This window comes from Kitasatospora sp. NPDC018058 (assembly GCF_044327205.1).
In the GTDB taxonomy this organism is placed as follows: Bacteria; Actinomycetota; Actinomycetes; order Streptomycetales; family Streptomycetaceae; genus Kitasatospora.
In genome coordinates, this window is the sequence record NZ_JBIRFA010000025.1 from 100630 (window position 1) to 117199 (window position 16570).

General features: G+C 73.7%; 20 protein-coding genes. 14 read left to right on the forward strand and 6 right to left on the reverse strand.

Features of this window, described 5'->3' with window-relative positions; genetic code table 11:
* Positions 1-211 precede the first annotated feature (211 nt).
* The 8 genes from ACH4E7_RS30230 (at position 212) to ACH4E7_RS30265 (ending at position 6136) form a co-directional block, all read left to right on the forward strand.
* The gene (locus tag ACH4E7_RS30230; RefSeq protein WP_396252308.1) at positions 212-352 is read left to right on the forward strand and encodes a hypothetical protein; all 141 of its coding nucleotides are present in this window, start codon (positions 212-214) and stop codon (positions 350-352) included.
* 82 nt (positions 353-434) lie between these two features.
* Positions 435-740 carry an urease subunit gamma gene (locus tag ACH4E7_RS30235; RefSeq protein ID WP_396252309.1) on the forward strand — a complete coding sequence of 102 codons (306 nt, stop codon included), beginning with the start codon at positions 435-437 and terminating at the stop codon, positions 738-740.
* 3 nt (positions 741-743) lie between these two features.
* A complete protein-coding gene (locus tag ACH4E7_RS30240; protein ID WP_396252310.1) occupies positions 744-1589 on the forward strand; it encodes a sirohydrochlorin chelatase in 846 nt (281 codons plus the stop codon).
* 23 nt (positions 1590-1612) lie between these two features.
* On the forward strand, positions 1613-2107 hold the full coding sequence (locus tag ACH4E7_RS30245; protein ID WP_396252311.1) for an urease subunit beta: 495 nt from the start codon (positions 1613-1615) through the stop codon (positions 2105-2107).
* A complete protein-coding gene (ureC, locus tag ACH4E7_RS30250; RefSeq protein ID WP_396252312.1) occupies positions 2107-3831 on the forward strand; it encodes an urease subunit alpha in 1725 nt (574 codons plus the stop codon). Before ACH4E7_RS30245 ends, ureC begins: the two co-directional genes overlap by 1 nt.
* Positions 3828-4529: an urease accessory protein UreF gene (locus ACH4E7_RS30255; protein ID WP_396252313.1), complete on the forward strand. Its 702-nt coding sequence runs from the start codon at positions 3828-3830 to the stop codon at positions 4527-4529. Before ureC ends, ACH4E7_RS30255 begins: the two co-directional genes overlap by 4 nt.
* Positions 4530-4574: 45 nt before the next feature.
* Positions 4575-5195 carry an urease accessory protein UreG gene (gene ureG, locus ACH4E7_RS30260; RefSeq protein WP_396252314.1) on the forward strand — a complete coding sequence of 207 codons (621 nt, stop codon included), beginning with the start codon at positions 4575-4577 and terminating at the stop codon, positions 5193-5195.
* Positions 5196-5197: 2 nt separating this feature from the next.
* Positions 5198-6136: an urease accessory protein UreD gene (locus tag ACH4E7_RS30265; RefSeq protein ID WP_396252342.1), complete on the forward strand. Its 939-nt coding sequence runs from the start codon at positions 5198-5200 to the stop codon at positions 6134-6136.
* 49 nt (positions 6137-6185) lie between these two features.
* On the opposite strand, the gene ACH4E7_RS30270 is transcribed toward ACH4E7_RS30265, so the two are convergent.
* Positions 6186-6374, reverse strand: coding sequence for a hypothetical protein (locus ACH4E7_RS30270; protein WP_396252315.1), 189 nt, complete (start codon positions 6372-6374; stop codon positions 6186-6188).
* Positions 6375-6442: 68 nt separating this feature from the next.
* On the opposite strand from ACH4E7_RS30270, the gene ACH4E7_RS30275 reads away from it, so the two are divergent.
* The 3 genes from ACH4E7_RS30275 to ACH4E7_RS30285 are packed head-to-tail and all read left to right on the forward strand — an operon-like array spanning position 6443 to position 7613.
* A complete protein-coding gene (locus ACH4E7_RS30275) occupies positions 6443-6628 on the forward strand; it encodes a hypothetical protein (protein ID WP_396252316.1) in 186 nt (61 codons plus the stop codon).
* A 27-nt stretch (positions 6629-6655) separates the two neighbouring features.
* Positions 6656-7306 carry a DUF2867 domain-containing protein gene (locus ACH4E7_RS30280; protein WP_396252317.1) on the forward strand — a complete coding sequence of 217 codons (651 nt, stop codon included), beginning with the start codon at positions 6656-6658 and terminating at the stop codon, positions 7304-7306.
* Positions 7263-7613 carry a hypothetical protein gene (locus tag ACH4E7_RS30285; RefSeq protein ID WP_396252318.1) on the forward strand — a complete coding sequence of 117 codons (351 nt, stop codon included), beginning with the start codon at positions 7263-7265 and terminating at the stop codon, positions 7611-7613. The genes ACH4E7_RS30280 and ACH4E7_RS30285 overlap by 44 nt, the downstream gene beginning before the upstream one ends.
* A gap of 11 nt (positions 7614-7624) precedes the next feature.
* Here ACH4E7_RS30285 and ACH4E7_RS30290 read toward each other — a convergent pair whose 3' ends face one another.
* Together ACH4E7_RS30290 and ACH4E7_RS30295 are read right to left on the reverse strand one after the other, a co-directional pair.
* Positions 7625-8071 carry a protein phosphatase gene (locus ACH4E7_RS30290; protein ID WP_396252320.1) on the reverse strand — a complete coding sequence of 149 codons (447 nt, stop codon included), beginning with the start codon at positions 8069-8071 and terminating at the stop codon, positions 7625-7627.
* 45 nt (positions 8072-8116) lie between these two features.
* A complete protein-coding gene (locus tag ACH4E7_RS30295; RefSeq protein WP_396252321.1) occupies positions 8117-9490 on the reverse strand; it encodes a LuxR C-terminal-related transcriptional regulator in 1374 nt (457 codons plus the stop codon).
* A 149-nt stretch (positions 9491-9639) separates the two neighbouring features.
* On the opposite strand from ACH4E7_RS30295, the gene ACH4E7_RS30300 reads away from it, so the two are divergent.
* From ACH4E7_RS30300 to ACH4E7_RS30310, 3 genes are all read left to right on the forward strand, one after another.
* Positions 9640-10569 carry an NADP-dependent oxidoreductase gene (locus tag ACH4E7_RS30300; RefSeq protein WP_396252322.1) on the forward strand — a complete coding sequence of 310 codons (930 nt, stop codon included), beginning with the start codon at positions 9640-9642 and terminating at the stop codon, positions 10567-10569.
* Positions 10570-10630: 61 nt separating this feature from the next.
* The gene (locus ACH4E7_RS30305) at positions 10631-11407 is read left to right on the forward strand and encodes an SDR family NAD(P)-dependent oxidoreductase (protein WP_396252323.1); all 777 of its coding nucleotides are present in this window, start codon (positions 10631-10633) and stop codon (positions 11405-11407) included.
* A gap of 82 nt (positions 11408-11489) precedes the next feature.
* A complete protein-coding gene (locus ACH4E7_RS30310; protein WP_396252324.1) occupies positions 11490-12266 on the forward strand; it encodes a GNAT family N-acetyltransferase in 777 nt (258 codons plus the stop codon).
* Between the two features lie 71 nt (positions 12267-12337).
* Here ACH4E7_RS30310 and ACH4E7_RS30315 read toward each other — a convergent pair whose 3' ends face one another.
* The 3 genes from ACH4E7_RS30315 to ACH4E7_RS30325 form a co-directional block, all read right to left on the reverse strand.
* Positions 12338-14146: a hypothetical protein gene (locus ACH4E7_RS30315; protein WP_396252325.1), complete on the reverse strand. Its 1809-nt coding sequence runs from the start codon at positions 14144-14146 to the stop codon at positions 12338-12340.
* Between the two features lie 534 nt (positions 14147-14680).
* Positions 14681-15103, reverse strand: coding sequence for a MarR family winged helix-turn-helix transcriptional regulator (locus tag ACH4E7_RS30320; protein ID WP_396252326.1), 423 nt, complete (start codon positions 15101-15103; stop codon positions 14681-14683).
* Positions 15104-15133: 30 nt separating this feature from the next.
* Positions 15134-16471: a M48 family metalloprotease gene (locus tag ACH4E7_RS30325; RefSeq protein ID WP_396252327.1), complete on the reverse strand. Its 1338-nt coding sequence runs from the start codon at positions 16469-16471 to the stop codon at positions 15134-15136.
* Between the last annotated feature and the right edge of the window lie 99 nt (positions 16472-16570).

Below are 16570 nucleotides of genomic sequence, written 5' to 3' on the forward strand. Positions count from 1 at the left end.
GGCCTTCTCGGCCGTACCGGGAATTGGTGCGCTGTATGGCTCGACAAAAGGGTGGGGAAGGTGCCTCGGAAGGGGCTCCCGAGGCTGCCTTCGCCGGCCCCTCCGAAGGGAGTTCGGAAGGGGGCGCCGGCTGGGGGTCCGGCCTCTACGGCCTCTACGGCCTGCTCGGAAGCGCCGTCTCCACCGCCGTCGCGTACGGGCTGGGGCTGCGGTGGGACGCCGCCGTGCTGACCCGGCGCTCGGCGCGATCTCCGCGCCCCTCGGTGGCCACGCCTTCACCCGGCCCTTCGTCCTGACCACCATGCTGTTCCTGGCAGCGGTGCCGACGATTCCCCGGTTGCGTCGGGTCTGATCCCGGCAGGCGCCGAACCTGAGTTTCCGCCGTCCGACTCCCTTTCATTTCATCGGATTCTCGGAAAGGAAGAGTGATTCCCGTGAATCTCTCCCCGCGTGAGATGGACAAGCTCTACATCTACGTCGTGGCCGATCTGGCCCGTAAACGCCGTGACCGCGGCGTCAAGCTCAACTACAGCGAGGCCTGCGCGCTGATCAGCGAGGCGATCATGGAAGGCGCCCGGGACGGCCGCACCGTCGCCGAGTGCATGGAGATCGGCAAGCAGGCCGTCAGCAGCGCGGACGTGATGCCCGGCGTGCGCGAGATGCTGTCGCTGCTCCAGGTCGAGGCCGCGTTCCTGGACGGCACCAAACTGGTCTCCTGTCACGACCCCGTGGGTGCCTGAGCGATGCCGGCACGTCGGGCCGCCACCGTCGAGCTCGCCACGGTGGTGCTGGCCGGCGGCCACGAGAGCGACGGCGGCCGCGACCTGGCCGCCCTGGTGGAACGCAGACCCGCCGCGAACGGGCCCACCGTACGGGCCGCGGCCGCCCCGGGTCGACAACTCGTCGAGGCCGTACGGTCGGCGCTGGCGGCCGCCGACGGACCGGTGTGCGTCGTACCGATGACACTCGGACGCGACCCCGCGTTGGTCGCCGACACCGCCCGCGCCCTGCGCTGGCTGACGGCCGGTGAGGGCCGGGGGCGGCTCACGCTGACCGCGCCCTTCGGCGCCGCCGAGCACCTGATCGGCTGGCTGCGCGCCGCGGCCGGAGCCGGCGGCGAGGGCGCCGTACTCGTCACCGCCCCGGCGGCCGGGCCCTTCGAGGACGCCGAGCTGTTCCGGATCGCCCGCCTGGTCCGCCAGTACGGGCGCCACCGCTGGGTCGAGGTCGCCCTCGCGGGCGGCGACCCGGACCCCGCCGCGGGCGCCGAACGCTGCCGCCTGCTCGGCGCGCGGGAGGTGACGGCCGTCCCGGCCTCCTTCGGTCCGGCGCTGCGCACCGCCCTGCCCGGCGTACGGGACGGCGGGCCGCTGCTGCGGCCGTCCGCGATCGCCGGCGTGGTCGCGGCCCGGACGGCGGCGGCGGTGCACCTGCTCGGCCACGGCGAGGACGGCATCGCGGCCGGTCTCGACGCCGAGCACGGACACGGCTACGCCCACAGCCACGGCCCGGGCGAAGGGCGCCACCACACGCACCCCCACGGCCACTCGCACCAGCACCCCCACGACCCCGCACACATCCCCCACTGAACCGGCAGAGAGGAAGGCCAGCCATGTCTGGTGGCGCCGCATACCTGTACGGCGACGACCCGGTGGAGATCAACGCCGGCCGCGCCAAGGCCGTCATCACGGTCAGCAACACGGGCGACCGGGCGATCCAGGTCGGTTCCCACTACCACTTCTTCGAGGCCAACCGCGCCCTCGACTTCGACCGCAACGCCGCCTTCGGCAAGCACCTGGACATCCCGGCCGGCACCGCCGTCCGCTTCGAGCCCGGCGACACCAAGGACGTCACGCTCGCCGAGTTCGGTGGCCACCGCCGCCTGGTCGGCTTCAGCAACCTCGTGGACGGCGGCATCACCGCGCCCGCCACCCGCGCCCGCGCCATCGACCGGGCGATCGCCCACGGCTTCAAGGGCACCAACCTCGACCTCAAGGACGACCAGCCCCGCGCGGACTTCCACACCGAGAGCCGCGAGAGCCACAGGAACGACGTGAACCACGTGAACCACGAGAGCCACGTGAACCACACGGAAGGCGCCCGCTGATGGCCATCCTGTCCCGCAAGCAGTACACCGACCTCTACGGCCCCACCGTCGGCGACCGCTTCCACCTCGCCGACACCAACCTGGTGGTCGAGATCGAGCAGGACCACAACCAGGGCCACTACGGCGACGAGGCCGTCTACGGCGGTGGCAAGGGCATCCGTGACGGCATGGCCCAGGACCCGGCCGCCACCTCCGTCCAGGGCGCGCTCGACCTGGTCATCACCAACGTCGTCGTGATGGACCCGGTGCTCGGCGTCGTCAAGGGCGACATCGGCGTCAAGGACGGCTTCATCACCGCCGTCGGCAAGGCCGGCAACCCGCACACCCAGAGCGGCGTGCACCCGAAGCTGGTGATCGGCCCCGGCACCGAGGTGATCTCCGGCGAGCACCTGATCGCCACCGCCGGCGGCATCGACACCCACATCCACTTCATCTCCCCGCAGCAGGTGCAGGAGGCGCTGAGCAACGGCATCACCACCCTGATCGGCGGCGGCACCGGCCCCTCCGACGGCACCAACGGCACCACCTGCACGCCCGGGCCGTGGAACATCGGCCGGATGTACCAGGCGGTCGAGGACCTCCCGGTCAACGTCGGGCTGCTCGGGAAGGGCAACGGCTCGCTGCCGGGCGCGCTGCGCGAGCAGGTCGAGGCGGGCGTGTGCGGCCTCAAGGTGCACGAGGACTGGGGCAGCACCCCAGCCGCGATCGACAGCGCGCTGAGCGTGGCCGACGAGTACGACGTGCAGGTGGCCATCCACACCGACACCCTGAACGAGTCCGGCTACTTCGAGGACACCCTCTCCGCGATCGACGGCCGCACCATCCACACCTTCCACACCGAGGGCGCTGGTGGCGGCCACGCACCCGACATCATGCGGATCGCCGGCGAGCCCAACGTGCTGCCGTCCTCCACCAACCCGACCCTGCCCTACACCGTCAACTCGGTGGACGAGCTGCTCGACATGGTGATGGTCTGCCACCACCTCAGCCACGACATCCCCGAGGACGTCTCCTTCGCCGACTCCCGGGTGCGCGCCGAGACCATCGCCGCCGAGACCGTGCTGCACGACGAGGGCGTCATCTCGATCTTCTCCTCCGACTCACAGGCCATGGGCCGGATCGGGGAGTCCTTCACCCGCGCCTTCCAGACCGCCCACCACTGCAAGGAACAGCGCGGCAAGCTGGCCGGCGACACCGAGCGCAACGACAACTTCCGCGTGCTGCGCTACCTCGCCAAGCTCACCATCAACCCGGCCGTCGCCTCCGGCACCGCCGACCACATCGGCTCGCTGGAGCCCGGCAAGCTGGCCGACATCGTGCTCTGGCCGATCAACTCCTTCGCCGCCAAGCCGAAGATGGTCATCAAGGGCGGCGTGATCAACTGGGCCCTGATGGGAGACCCGAACGCCTCGCTGCCCACCCCGCAGCCGGTCTACTACCGCCCGATGTTCGGCGCGTACGGGCGGGCCAAGCAAGCCACCCGGGTCTCCTTCATGTCCCAGGCCGCCGTGGACCTCGGCGTCCCGGCGCAACTCGGGCTGGACAGCCGGGTGTTGCCGGTGCGGCGGTGCCGCTCGGTCGGCAAGCAGCACATGCTGCGCAACGACGCCCTGCCGAAGATCGCGGTCGACCCGGAGACGTACAAGGTCACCCTGGACGGCGAACCGGCCACCATCGAGCCCGCCCGCGAGCTGCCGCTCAACCACCTGTTCTACCTCGCGTGAGCAGCGCGGATCCCGGGCTGGACGCCCTGCTGGTCAGCCTCCAACTGACCGACTCCGCCTTCCCCAGCGGCTTCTACACCCTCTCGCACGGCCTGGAGGGCTACGCCCAGGCCAAGGCCGTCACCCCGGACACCATGCCCGAGCTGCTCGCCGACCTGCTGCGGCACAGCGTCGGACCGTCCGACGCCACGGCGCTGGCGCTGGCCCACCGGGCCGCCTCGGCCGGCGACTGGGAGCTGCTCGCCGAGACCGACCAACGGCTGCACGCCACCAAGCTCAACCGCGCGCTGCGGCTCGCCGCCACCCGCACCGGGCGCCAACTCCTGGACATCGCCCGGGAGTCGGTGGGCGGCGAGCCGCTGGAGCGGTACGCGGCGCTGGTCGCGGCGAAACGGGCCCCGGGCTGCCAGGCCGTGGCCGCCGGGGTGGCCTACGCCTCGGCTGCCGTACCGGTCGAACAGGCCGTCGCCAGCGACCTGTTCGCCTTCTGCGCCAGCTTCGTCGGCGCCGCGCTACGGCTGCGGCTGACTGATCACCGCAAGGCGCAGGTGATGCTGCGGGCGGCCGCTCCGGTGATCCGGGAGGTCGTAGCGGCCGCGCTGGTACGGGAGTCGGCGGACCTCGGCGGCTGCGTGCCAGTCGCGGACGCGATGTCAGGGCGGCACGAGCGGGCCGAGGCCCGGCTGTTCGCGAGCTGAAGGCCAACGAGCGAGAGCTGAAAGTCAACGAGCAAGGGAGAAAGCGTGACCGAGAACGTGCTCCGCGTGGGCATCGGCGGCCCGGTCGGCTCCGGCAAGACGGCGCTGATCGAGGCGCTCGTTCCGGTGCTGATCGCGCGCGGCCACCGCCCGGCGGTCATCACCAACGACATCTACACCCAGGAGGACGCCCAGCACGTCCGCCGCACCCTCGCGGGGGTGCTCGACCCCGAGCGGGTCGTCGGCGTCGAGACCGGCGCCTGCCCGCACACCGCCGTGCGGGACGACCCGACCATGAACCTCGCCGCCGGGGCCGAGATGCTGGAGTGCTTCCCCGATGTCGACACCCTGCTGTTCGAGTCCGGCGGCGACAACCTGACCCTGACGTTCAGCCCGGTGCTGGTCGACCTCTTCCTGTTCGTCCTGGACACGGCCGAGGGCGAGAAGATGCCCCGCAAGCGCGGCCCGGGCATCACCGAGTCGGACCTGCTGGTGATCAACAAGATCGACATCGCCCAGTACGTCCGCGCCGACCTCGGCATCATGGAGTCCGACGCCCGGCGGGTCCGCGAGGGCGGGCCGGTGGTGCTCACCAACTGCCTGACAGGGGAGGGGCTGGAGGAGATCGCGGCCTTCCTGGCGACCTTCCGGAAGGTCCCGGCGTGACCATCGCGGCGGCCGTCCCCCGGCTCGACCCCCGGCACTACGAGCCGGCCCGCGTCCCGTACGAGGTCCGTCGGCACGCCGGGACGCCCGACACCCTCGCGGTCGGACGCCCCGGCAAGGTCGGGCTGCTGGAACTGGCCTTCGAGAAGATCGGCGAACGCACCGAACTCACCAGCCACTACCAGAAGTCGCCGCTGCAGATCATGCGCCCGCTCTACTTCGACCCCGCCCGCCCCGACCTGGCCGTCACCTTCCTGATGTCCACCGGCGGCGGCATCCTGCAGGCCGACCGGCTGCGCACCGACATCCGCTGCGGCGCCGCCACGGCGGTCCACCTGACCACCCAGGCGGCCACCAAGGTCTACCGGATGGAGCACGACTACGCGACGCAGCTGGTCAACCTGGAGGCCGGGCCGGGCGCCTACGTCGAGTACCTGCCCGAGCCGGTGATCCCCTTCGTCGACTCCCGCTCCTACCAGCGGACGGTGCTGACCGTGGACGCGGATGCGACGGTGGTGGCCGGGGAGACCCTGATCGCCGGCCGGCTGGCCCGGGGCGAGCGGCACGCCTACCAGGTGTTCGCCGCGGACCTCGAAGTGCGGCGCCCGGGCGGTGAGTTGGTGGCGCTGGACACGGTGCGGCTGGAGCCCGCGGGCGGCGGCGTGGCCGGCCCGGCCGTGCTCGGCGGGCACGACGTGATGTCCAGCCTGTACGTGCTCAGCCCGCTCGCCCCGGCCGCGCGGATCGCCGACGTGCTGCACGAGGCGCTGGCGGACCGCGGGCTGCTGTACGGGGTCAGCGTGCTGCCGCAGGACAGCGGCGCCTGGCTGCGGTTGCTCGGCTCCGACACCCGGGCCTGCGCGGCCGCGCTGCGGACGGCGTGGGACGCGGTGCGGCGGCTGCTGATCGGGGTCCCGGCGCCGGAGCTGCGGAAGACCTAGAAGGCCTGGAAGCCTGGAAGGCCGGGAAGAGCCCGAGGAGCTGGAAGGCCTAGACGTCCCCGCTCGCCAGGCGGGCGATCTGGCGGTGGCCGAGCTCCACCGTGCGGTTCATGTGCCGTAGCAGGAAAGCGAGTTCGTCCTCGCTGTCCTCGGCGAAGATCGCCACCCAGTCGCCGCTGAGGCTGCGCCACACCTCCCCGAAGCGCTCCAGCGCCTCGGGGAGGACGGCCACCAGCACCCGGCGGCGGTCCGCCTCGTCGCGTTGCCGGGCGACCAGGCGGCGGACGCCCGATCCGCTGCGAGGAGGTGCCGCTGACCGTCGTCGAGACCTACTCCGAGGACCTGGCCGCGATGTTCCGCTACTTCCAGACCACCGGCCTCGACATCGACACCGCCGCCCTGCACGCCGCCCACCCGGGCGTCGAGTGGCAGACGGTGGAGGACTGGGCTGCCGGGCAGCCCTGGGAGCTGTGGGCGTGTAAGGAGGTCTAGCCTCGTTCGGTGAGGGGGGTGACCACCATGCGGCTTCCACGCACAGCACACACCCGACAGCCCTGGCGGATCCACGAGTTCACCGGGGACTTCCGGATCGAGGACGTCTGGTCCTACCGCACCCCGGGCGCCGGGCCCGATGACTTCCCGGTGATGCTCGCCGCCGTCCGCGCCGGCCGCGAGGGCGCCGGCCAGGCCCTCCCGGCCCGCATCCTCTTCGCCATCCGCTGGAAGCTCGGCGCCCTCCTCGGCTGGGACGACCCCGCCACCGGCCTCGGCACCCGCGTCCCGTCCCTGCGCGAGCGCCTCCCGCAGGACCTGCGCGACACCGTCGACCCCGTCGGCTCGCCGCTCACCCCGGTCTACCTGACCGACACCGAGTACGTCGCCGAGATCGCCAACCGCACCGTCCACGGCCTGATGCACCTCGGCTGGGTCCCCCTCGCCGGCGGCGGCCACGAGCTGCGGATGGCCGTCCTGGTCAAGCCCAACGGCCGCCTCGGTCGCCGCTACATGGACCTCATCGCGCCATTCCGGCGCTACGTCATCTACCCGGGCATGACCCGCCAGTTCGAGCGCGCCTGGCGGGACCGCGCCCTGCCGGTGCCCGGGGCCGGGGGCGTATCGTCGCGGGGTGGCACAGAGGGCACCGCGCAGGATCCACGTCGACGGCCGTGACTACCGCTGGACGGTCCGCTTCCGCGACGCCGAACACGTGGTCGTGCGCGTCTGGCTCGACCGACCCGGCCGCGGCGGCCGGGTCCTGGCCGTCACCCGGCGCTTCGACGACCCCTGGCTGCACTTCGGCGTGCTGCTGACGGCCCCGCCCGAGCGGATCGCCGAGATCCTTCAACTGGAACCCGTCACCCCGGCGCTCACCGCCGACCTCGTCCGGGAGGGCCTGGCGGCCGGGTGGCGGCCGGAGGAGACCGGGGCGGAGCTGCGCTTCACGACGGCGGGGGACTCGCTCGTCCGGGAGGCGTGAGCAGACCCGCGTCAGCCGCTCCAGCGCTCCACGAACTTGCGTTGCCAGGGCGTCTCCACCGCGTGCGGGCTGTAGTGCTCCCGGACGTACGCGACGGCCTCCGCCGCCGGGACGCCGTCCAGCACCGCGATGCAGGCGAGGGCGGTACCGGTACGGCCGCGGCCGCCCGCGCAGGCGAGTTCGACGCGCTCGACGGCGCAGCGCTCCCAGGCCTCGCGGAAGGCGTCGGCCGCGTCGGCGCGGTCGGAGGGCAGCCGGAAGTCCGGCCAGCGCACCCAGCGGGCCTCCCAACCGGAGGTCTTCGGCGGGCGGCCCAGCAGGTAGACCCCGAAGGTGGGCCGAGGACCGGGCGGCAGAGGCTTGAGCACGCCGCGGCCGCGCAGCAGCCGCCCGGAGGGCAGGCGGAGCACGCCGGGGGCGGCCGGGTCCCAGGTCGTCGGCAGCGGGTCGTCGGTCATGCCGTCTGATCTATCAGATTCCGGGGTGGCCCACGAGCTCCAGCGTCATCCAAACCCGCGGGCCCGGTCGTTCGCGGCCGGGTCGGGGCACGATGCCACGTGCAGCTGCGGCGCCCCCGGCAGGCCCGCCCGGTGCGCGAGGGCGGCCGCCTCGCCGCGCGAGCTGACGCCCAACTTGGCCAGGATGTTGGCCACATGGAACTTCACCGTGGACTCGCTGATGTGCAGCGCGGCGGCGATGTCCCGGTTGCGGCGGCCCTGGGCCAGCTGGTCGAGGACCTCCAGTTCGCGCGGCTGGAGTCCGTCCAGGGGATCGGTGACCGTCGCGGGCGAGGGCAGGGCGAGCGGCAGGTCGACGGTGACGGTGGTGCCCCAGCCGGGGACGGCCTCGACGGTGTGGCGGCCGCCGAGCGCGGCGATCCGGTCGGCGGTGCGGTGGACGGCCAGGGCGTCGGCGGCGAGCAGGCCGAGGCCGTCGTCGCGGACCACGGCGCGCAGCGATCCATCGTCGGTGAACTGCCAACTCACGTGCAGCCGGCTCGGCTTGTCCTGCTCCAGCATCAGCAGGACGGCCACCCGGACGGCGTCCCGGGCGGTGTGCGCGGTGTCGGCCGGGATGGACCGGGCGGCCTCCGCCGGGGGCGCGAGGTCCAGCCGGGCCCGGGCGTGCCGCAGCAGCGGGCGCAGTTCGCGGGCCAGCCGGGCGAAGGCGGCGTCGGCAGGCTCCTCGCTGAGCGCGCGGTCCAGGTCGGCGCCCCGGCGCAGGTCCAGCAGGGCGGTGACGGCCAGTTCGGTGGCGGTGCGGCGGGCGGCGGCGTCGTCCAGGTCGGCCGAGCGCAGCGGCGCCAGGATCGTGCTGAGGGCGGCGCTGTGGGTGCCGGTGAACTCGGCGATCGCCCGGGCGCGGGCGTTGGCGGCGGCGCGGGAGACCGCCGCCAGACTGGGCGCGGCGTCGGTGGCGCGGTGGTCGGAGTGGGCGATCACCAGGTCGCACAGCTGCTGGAGGACGGCGAGCGCGCCCGGGGCCACCGGCTCGGCGGTCGCCCGGACGAGCACCAGGACCGCGCCCTTGCCGTCACGCGGCGCGGCCGAGACCACCACCACCGGCCGGGTGCGGCCCGCGAGTTCGGCCTCACCCTGCCAGGGCCGGCCGGTCGCGGTCGTCGCGGCCGCGCGGTCGGCCAGCTGGGCCAGTTCCAGGCCGCTGATGCCCTCGGTCAGCTCGGGCGGGCCGTAGCTGTGGGTGGGGGAGTAGGTGCAGATGTTACTGAGGTGTGCGATCGCCGCGTGCGGGACCAGGGTGCCGACCACCTCCGACAGGCGCGGCAGCACATCCGGCCGGGGTGCGCGCAGCACCTCGACGGCCCGCGCCAGCGCGTCCTCGGGGCGGCCCCAGTGTTCCTGCCACGTGTCGTCCATGCCGTCCAGCCTAGGGCCTGTGCCGATGCCGGCCACCTGTCCGTTCGGCCAGGTCGAACCGTCCGAACGGATGGCCGGGCGCCCGCCGCCCCCGCCGCAGGATGGAGCCGTCGGAAGCACGCAACTCACCGAAACCCCAAGGATCTTCCATGACCAAGGCGATCGCCTTCCCGCAGTACGGCGGCGCGGACGTGCTGCGCCCGATCGACATCGAGCTGCCCGCCCCCGGCCCCGGCCAGGTGCTGGTCGCGGTCCGCGCGGTGGGCGTCAACCCGCTGGACCACAAGGTGCGCAGCGGAGCGCTGGCCGCGATCTTCCCGGTCACCTTCCCCGCCGTGCCCGGGTACGAGCTGTCCGGCGTGGTGGAGGCGGTCGGCGACGGCGTCACCGGCTTCGCGCCGGGCGACGAGGTGTTCGGCGCCGTGATGGGCGGTGGTTACGCCGAGCGGGCGCTGGTGCCCGCGGACCAGCTGGCGCCCAAGCCCGCCACGCTGAGCTGGGAGCAGGCCGCCGCGATTCCGGTGGCGGCCGAGACCGCCGAGCGCGCCCTCGACCTCCTGGACGCGCGGGCCGGCCACACCCTGCTGGTGCACGGCGCGGCCGGCGGGGTGGGCACCCTGCTGCTGCAGTTCGCCCGGGCGCGCGGGATCACCGTGGTCGGCACCGCGAGCGAGGCCAACCACGCCCACCTGCGCGAACTCGGCGCGATCCCGGTGACGTACGGCGAGGGCCTGGCCGAGCGGGTGCGGGCGGCCGCCCCGGGCGGGGTGGACCGGGCGCTGGACGCGGCCGGGCAGGGCGGGGTGCTGCCGCTGTCGGTCGAGCTGACGGGCAGCGCGGACCGGGTGCTGACGATCGCCGACATCCCGGGCGCGCAGGAGCACGGCATCCGCTTCTCCGGCGGTGCCGAGGGCGTCGAGCCGTACCACGGGCGCGCCTACGCGGCCGCGCTCGCCCTGCACGAGGCGGGCACCCTGCGGCTGCCGCTGCACCGGGTGTTCCCGTTGGCGGAGGCGGCCGAGGCACAGCGGGTCAGCGAGTACGGGCACCTGCGCGGCAAGATCGTCCTCACGGTCTGACCGGACGCGGGATCGTCGTGGAAGCCCGGTTCCCGGTCCCTTGCTCGGTAGAGTCCCGCCCATGGTGACTCTGAACGCGGCAGGGCGGCTGGCCGGGCGCTCCTGCGTGGTGACCGGGGCGGCGAGCGGCATCGGGAGGGCCGTGGCCGAGCGGTTCGTCCGGGAGGGCGCGTCGGTGGTCGCCACCGATGTGGACGCGGACGGGCTGCGCCGGCTGGCGGAGCGGCTGCCGGGCGCCGTCAGCACGGTGGTGGGCGACGTGTCGCGGGACGAGGACGCGCGGCGGATGGTCGAGTCGGCCGTCGAGCGGCATGGACGGCTGGACGTGCTGGTGGCCAACGCCGGGGTGATCCCGCTGATGGAGATCACCGAGGCGAGCGCCGAGGACTGGGACCGGGTGATGGCCGTCGACGGCCGGGGGATGTTCCTGACCTGCAAGTACGCGGTCCAGGCGATGACCGCCCAGCAGCGGCCCGGCGGCTCGATCGTCTGCCTGTCCTCCATCTCCGGCGAGGCCGGCCAGCGCGGCCAGTCGGTGTACGGGCCGGCCAAGTTCGTCGCCTCCGGGCTGACCAAACACCTCGCCGTCGAGTGGGCCGACCGCGGGATCCGGGTCAACGCCGTGGCCCCGGGCACCATCTCCACCGAACGGGTGGCCCGGCTGCGCGACGAGCCCGGCGGGCCCGCGTACCTGGAGGCGATCGAGAAGCTGCACCCGATGGGCCGCCTCGGCGACCCGGCCGAGGTCGCGGCCGCCGTCCTCTTCCTCGCCTCGGACGACGCCTCCTTCATCACCGGGGTCGTGCTGCCGGTCGACGGCGGGTACTTGGCGCAGTAGGCCACCGGGTTGGGCGCGGTGGGGCGGGAAGCGGGGCGGAAAACCGGTGGCGCGCACCAGCGGGCCGTGCTGGAGTGGCCGGATGGATCATGATCACGTACTCGCCCTGTTCGACGACCGGATCCGGCGCAACGCGCGGCCCGACGGCCCCGGGGTCCGCGTCGAGCACGATGGCGCGGTGGTGCGCCAGCTGGGCGGGGAGCACGGCTGGAACGGCGTCGTCTGGTCGGGCCTGGACGAGGCCGGGGCGGACGCGGCGATCGCCGCGCAGGTGCGCTACTTCACCGAACTGGGGCGGGAGTTCGAGTGGAAGACGTACGCCCACGACCGCCCCGCCGACCTCGGTCGGCGGCTGCTGGCGGCCGGGTTCACGGCCGAGCCGGACGAGGCGCTGATGATCGCCCGGATCGGGGACCTGCCGACCGGCCCGGCGCTGCCGGAGGGCGTCCGGCTGGAGACGGTGACCGACCCGGCCGGGGTGGACCTCATGGTGGCCGTCCACGAGCTGGCCTTCGGCACCGACCTGCCCGGCCTGCGGGAGCGGATGCTCGACCACCTCCGGCACAGCTCGGAGACGGTCGGCATGGTCGTCGCGATGGCCGGCGACCAGCCGGTGAGCGCGGCCCGGATGGAGCTGAACCAGGGCACCGGCTTCGCGGGCCTGTGGGGCGGCGGCACGGTGCCCGGCTGGCGCGGCAAGGGCATCTACCGCGCCCTGGTCGCCCACCGGGCCCGCCTCGCCGCCGACCTCGGCTACGAGTACCTCCAGGTCGACGCGAGCGACCAGAGCCGTCCCATCCTGGAGCGTCTCGGCTTCGCGCGGCTGAGCACCACGACGCCGTACGTGTACCGGCCGTAGCACCCCGAACCGGGATGGCCTGGCCCCCGGTGCGGCGGACGCCGGGGGCCAGGCGTTCAGGTGGGCCCGGGTCAGTGGCGCGGGATGGCCACCGCCGTGACCTGCTGCTGTTGCAGGTGGGCCGGGTTGGTGCCGTCGTCGTAGGTGGTCACCGAGGTCGTGTAGTCCGTCGTGCCGCCGATGGTGTTGCCGAAGTAGTCGCCGATGAAGGCGTCCGAGCCCTCGACCGGGGCGTCGAGCTGCGGGTCGAAGGAGTGGGCGCTGAGACGGAGGTTGTGGCCCAGCGGCTTCAGTGTCGGGTCGTAGAACTGGACGCTGGTGTCCACGCAGTAGTCGACCGCGCCGTAGGGTGCGCCGGGGTGCTTGGGGTTGGCGGTGTCCAGGGCGAGCCCGGCGGCCTGCGCCTCGGCGGTGCCGGCGGCGGGGCAGGCGAGCCGCCGGTCGTAGAAGGCGACGCTCACCGTGCCGTCGGGGCCGGTGGTCAGGTTGGGCTGGAACTCGTCCACCGCGGCGGTGTTGTCGTTGACCCGGATCGGGTCGCTCCAGCTGGCGCCGCCGTCGTAGGAGGCGGTCAGCAGCACGTTGACCACGCCGGTGGCGTAGTCCTCGTACGCGACGTAGAGCGGGTAGTGGCCGTTCACCGGCCGGCTGCCGAGGGTGAAGGTGTCCTCGATGCCGTCGCGGAAGGTGGTGTTGGCGTACGAGCCGGGCGGCGGGGTGATGGTGCCCGGCAGGCTGGACACCGTGGACCAGGTCCGACCGCCGTCGTGCGAGGCGTCCAGGAAGATCGCGTCGCAGCAGAAGCGGTGCGCCGGGTCGGAGTTGGTGAGGGTGGTGTACACCGTCCCGTCCGGGGCGACGTGGGGCAGCAGGTAGGTGGCGCCCTGGGGGGTGCTCGGCGGCTCGGGCAGTACCTGCGGGGCCGACCAGTCGGTGTGGGTGCCGTCCGGGCGGGCGTCCGCGTACGCGATGTACGGCACCGCGGTCTTGCTGTGGAAGTCCACCCACATCGCGTAGATGCGGTTCAGGTGCGGACTGCCGGGGTTGGTGTCGATCGCGATCCACTGCTTGTCGGGGCCGTTGCCGATGCTGTCGTAGCTCGCGACGTAGTCCGGGTGGCCACCGTGGGTGGTCAGCCACTGGGTGGCGGTGGTGGCGCCGTGCGGACGCACCGACACCGAGATGACCTGGGACGGCACGGCCGGGTCGGCCTCCTGCGAGGCGCCGGGCATGAAGTCGTGGGAGCCGTCGGCGTCGTAGACGAACTGGTAGGGCAGCAGCAGCGAGTAGTAGTTGCCCCAGGTGTCGAAGGCCCCGACCGGGTCGGTGTTGTCCGTCCAGCCCTCGTAGCCGGGGATGTGGCCCTGCACCGGCCAGCTGCGGCCGCCGTCGAAGGACTCGAAGAAACCGAGCAGGTGGTTGTAACCCTCCGCGCTGACCACCCACTTGGAGGCGCCGATGAGGTGGCCGGGATTGGTCGGGTCGACCCGCAGGTCCGACTCCGAGTGCCCCTTGACCAGCATCGGCGTCGCCGCCGGGTACCCCGGGTTGCTGCCGGCCTGGGTCGCGTACGGGCCCGCCGCGCCGGTGTCCTCACCGGTGGTCGCACCGCCCGCCGGGCAGGGTGTCATGCCGCTGTAGCCCTCGGCGGGGCCGCTGTCGGCGGTGTACGGCACCTCGGGGCGGAAGCAGCTGGTCCGGGCGGCGGTCGCCTCGACGTTGCTGACGGCGTCGGCCGCCTGGCTCGCCGCGTAGGCGGAGTCGCTCTGGGTGCCCTGGGGCAGGGCAGGGCCCCCGGTCGCGGCGGAGGACGAGGGGGAGAGGAGGGAGAGGGCGAGCAGGGCCGGGCCGAGCGACAGGGCGAGTCTGCGATTGCGCAACGGGGTGCCTCCTGCGGTCTGGGGGTGAACCTGGGGCAGTGCGTCGGGAGTTGCCCGCGGCCGCCAGGGGGTCGGGCGGCGCGGGCCCGACGAAGGTAGTGAGGGCAAGGTCACGACAACAAGGGCGGGGACCGGAAGTTGACGACCCGTTTGCCGCCGGTGGGGGAGGTCATGGTGTACGGCGGGGGCTTGTCGGCACCGCCGACGCCGGTTCCCCGCCCGGGAGCGGCACTGCGGCCCGGGTGCGGGCACCGACCGGACGATCAGGCGGTACGGACCAAGGCGGTCAGGACGTGGGCGTGGACCGCCCCGGACCGGCTCCCCGGGCTCGCCCGAGAAGACCCCCTCGCCCCCCGGCTCCTACGGCAGCCGCTCGACCACGACCATCGCCGCGTCGTCGTCCAGCCGCCCGCCGACGTGGGCGAGCGGCGAGGCGCCCCTCCGGCAGCGGTGCGCGTGTGCCCGGGGGTACCTCCAGGCCGAAGGTCGGGGGAACGTCGCGGACCCGGCGAAGATCCGCGGGGCAGGCCCTGGCTAATTCTCCTGGCCGTAGCGGGCCAGGTAGGCGGCGAAGCGGGCGACGTCCTCGTCGGACCAGTCGGTGAAGCGGGCGGTGAAGGACAGTCGGCGCTGCTCGTTGGCGTCCCGCAGCAGGGTCAGTCCGGCCTCGGTGGCGCGCAGGATCTGGCCGCGCTGGTCGTCCGGGTCGGCCTCGCGGCGCAGCAGGCCGAGTTTCTCCAGGGCGGTGACCTGGCGGCTGACGGTGGACTTGTCGAGCATGAAGTGCGCGGCCACGTCGGCGGCCCGGCAGCCGCCGCGCTCGGTGATCAGGTCGAGGATGCTGTAGGTGACCAGGGAGAGGTCGGGGTGCAGCTGGGAGGCCTTGTGCCGGGCACGGCGGGCGAAGGCGGTCAGCTCGCGCTGGATGGTGTCGATGGACGACTGGCGGCCGGGCACGGCGTTCCTACCTCCTGGGAATTTGTTGCACTATACAACGGATTCGCCCGGGGTCGCGCGCGGCTCGCCTGCGGTCTCATCCGCGGTTTCGCCCGCCGCCCCGGTGGCCGCCTCGGCGGCCGTCCCGGTCGCCGAGCTGCTCGCCGCCGCGCGTGCCGTCAGGCCGGGTCCGGCCTGCCAGGCGCGGGCGGCCGCGATCCGGCGGGTCGCACTCGGATGAGTGGCGAAGAGTAGCTCAAGCACCCGGGGCGGGTCGACATCGGAGACGTTCGCCAGTGCCAGTCTGCGCTGCATCGCGATGAACTGCTCGGCGTCCCCGGTCAGTTCGAGGGCGTGCCGGTCCGCCCTGGCCTCGATCCGGCGGCTCACCGCGCCCTGCACCGGGCCCGACAGGGCACTGATCAGCGCGGCCAGTGCGGCCAGCAGCGGCAGTGCCCGGGGATCGGCCGCGTCGCTCGCCCCGGCGGCGTCCAGCAGCGGGCGCCAGGTGCTCGACAGGCCGAGGACGGCCACCGCCACGGCCGCGCCGAGCGCACCCAGCGCCGTGCCGAGCGGCACGTCGCGGTGCTTCACGTGCCCCAGTTCATGCGCCACCACCAGCTCCACCCCGCGCGGCTCGCCGGTCGACAGCAACGTGTCGTACACGACGATCCGGCGGGTCGCGCCCAGCCCGGAGACGTACGCGTTCAGCGCGGTGGTCCGCCGGGAGGCGTCCGCCACCAGGACGTCCCGCACCCGCACGCCGTCCCGCTCGGCCAGCGCCAGCAGAGTGCTGCGCAGCCGACCCGCCGGCATCGGGGTGAAGCGGTTGAACACCGGCTCGATCAGCAGCGGGTGGAGGAACGAGAGGGCGGCGGTCAGCAGCGCCGCCGCCCCCGCGGCCGGGAGCCACCAGCGCTGCGGGGACCAGTCCGTCAGGGCGAACAGGCCGACGGCGAGGGGGAGGACGAGGAACAGGGTGAGCGCCAGTGCGCGCAGGACGTCCAGTACCCAGCCGGCCCAACCCTGGGTCACCAGGCCGTACCGGGCCCGGACGGAACGCGCCCCGGCCCCGAAGGGCAACTGCAGCGCCTGGCCGAGCAGGACCAGGGCGGCCGCACCGGCCAGGACGGCGGCGGTGCGGGAGCCGCCGAACCAGCGGCCGGTGGTGGTGACCAGGGCGGCGCCGGCCGGGGTGAGGCCGAGCAGCAGGGTCAGCGCCAGGCCGGCCAGGCGCCCGCCGAGCGCCCACGGCAGCTGGGCGCGGCGCAGGGCGCGACCGCGGGCGCGCTGGGCGGGGCTGAAGTCGGGGTCGGGTGGCGGGACCGTCGACAAGGGGTCCACGGGCGGGGTGTCAGCGGGCGGGGTGTTGATGGGTGGAGTGTTCATGGGTGGGGTGTCCATGGGCGGGGCGTGGCTCCGGCGGGTGGGGTGGGCGTGGCGGTTCAGCATCTCCTGCCGCGTGTACCGCGTGCCGCCGGTGCTCAC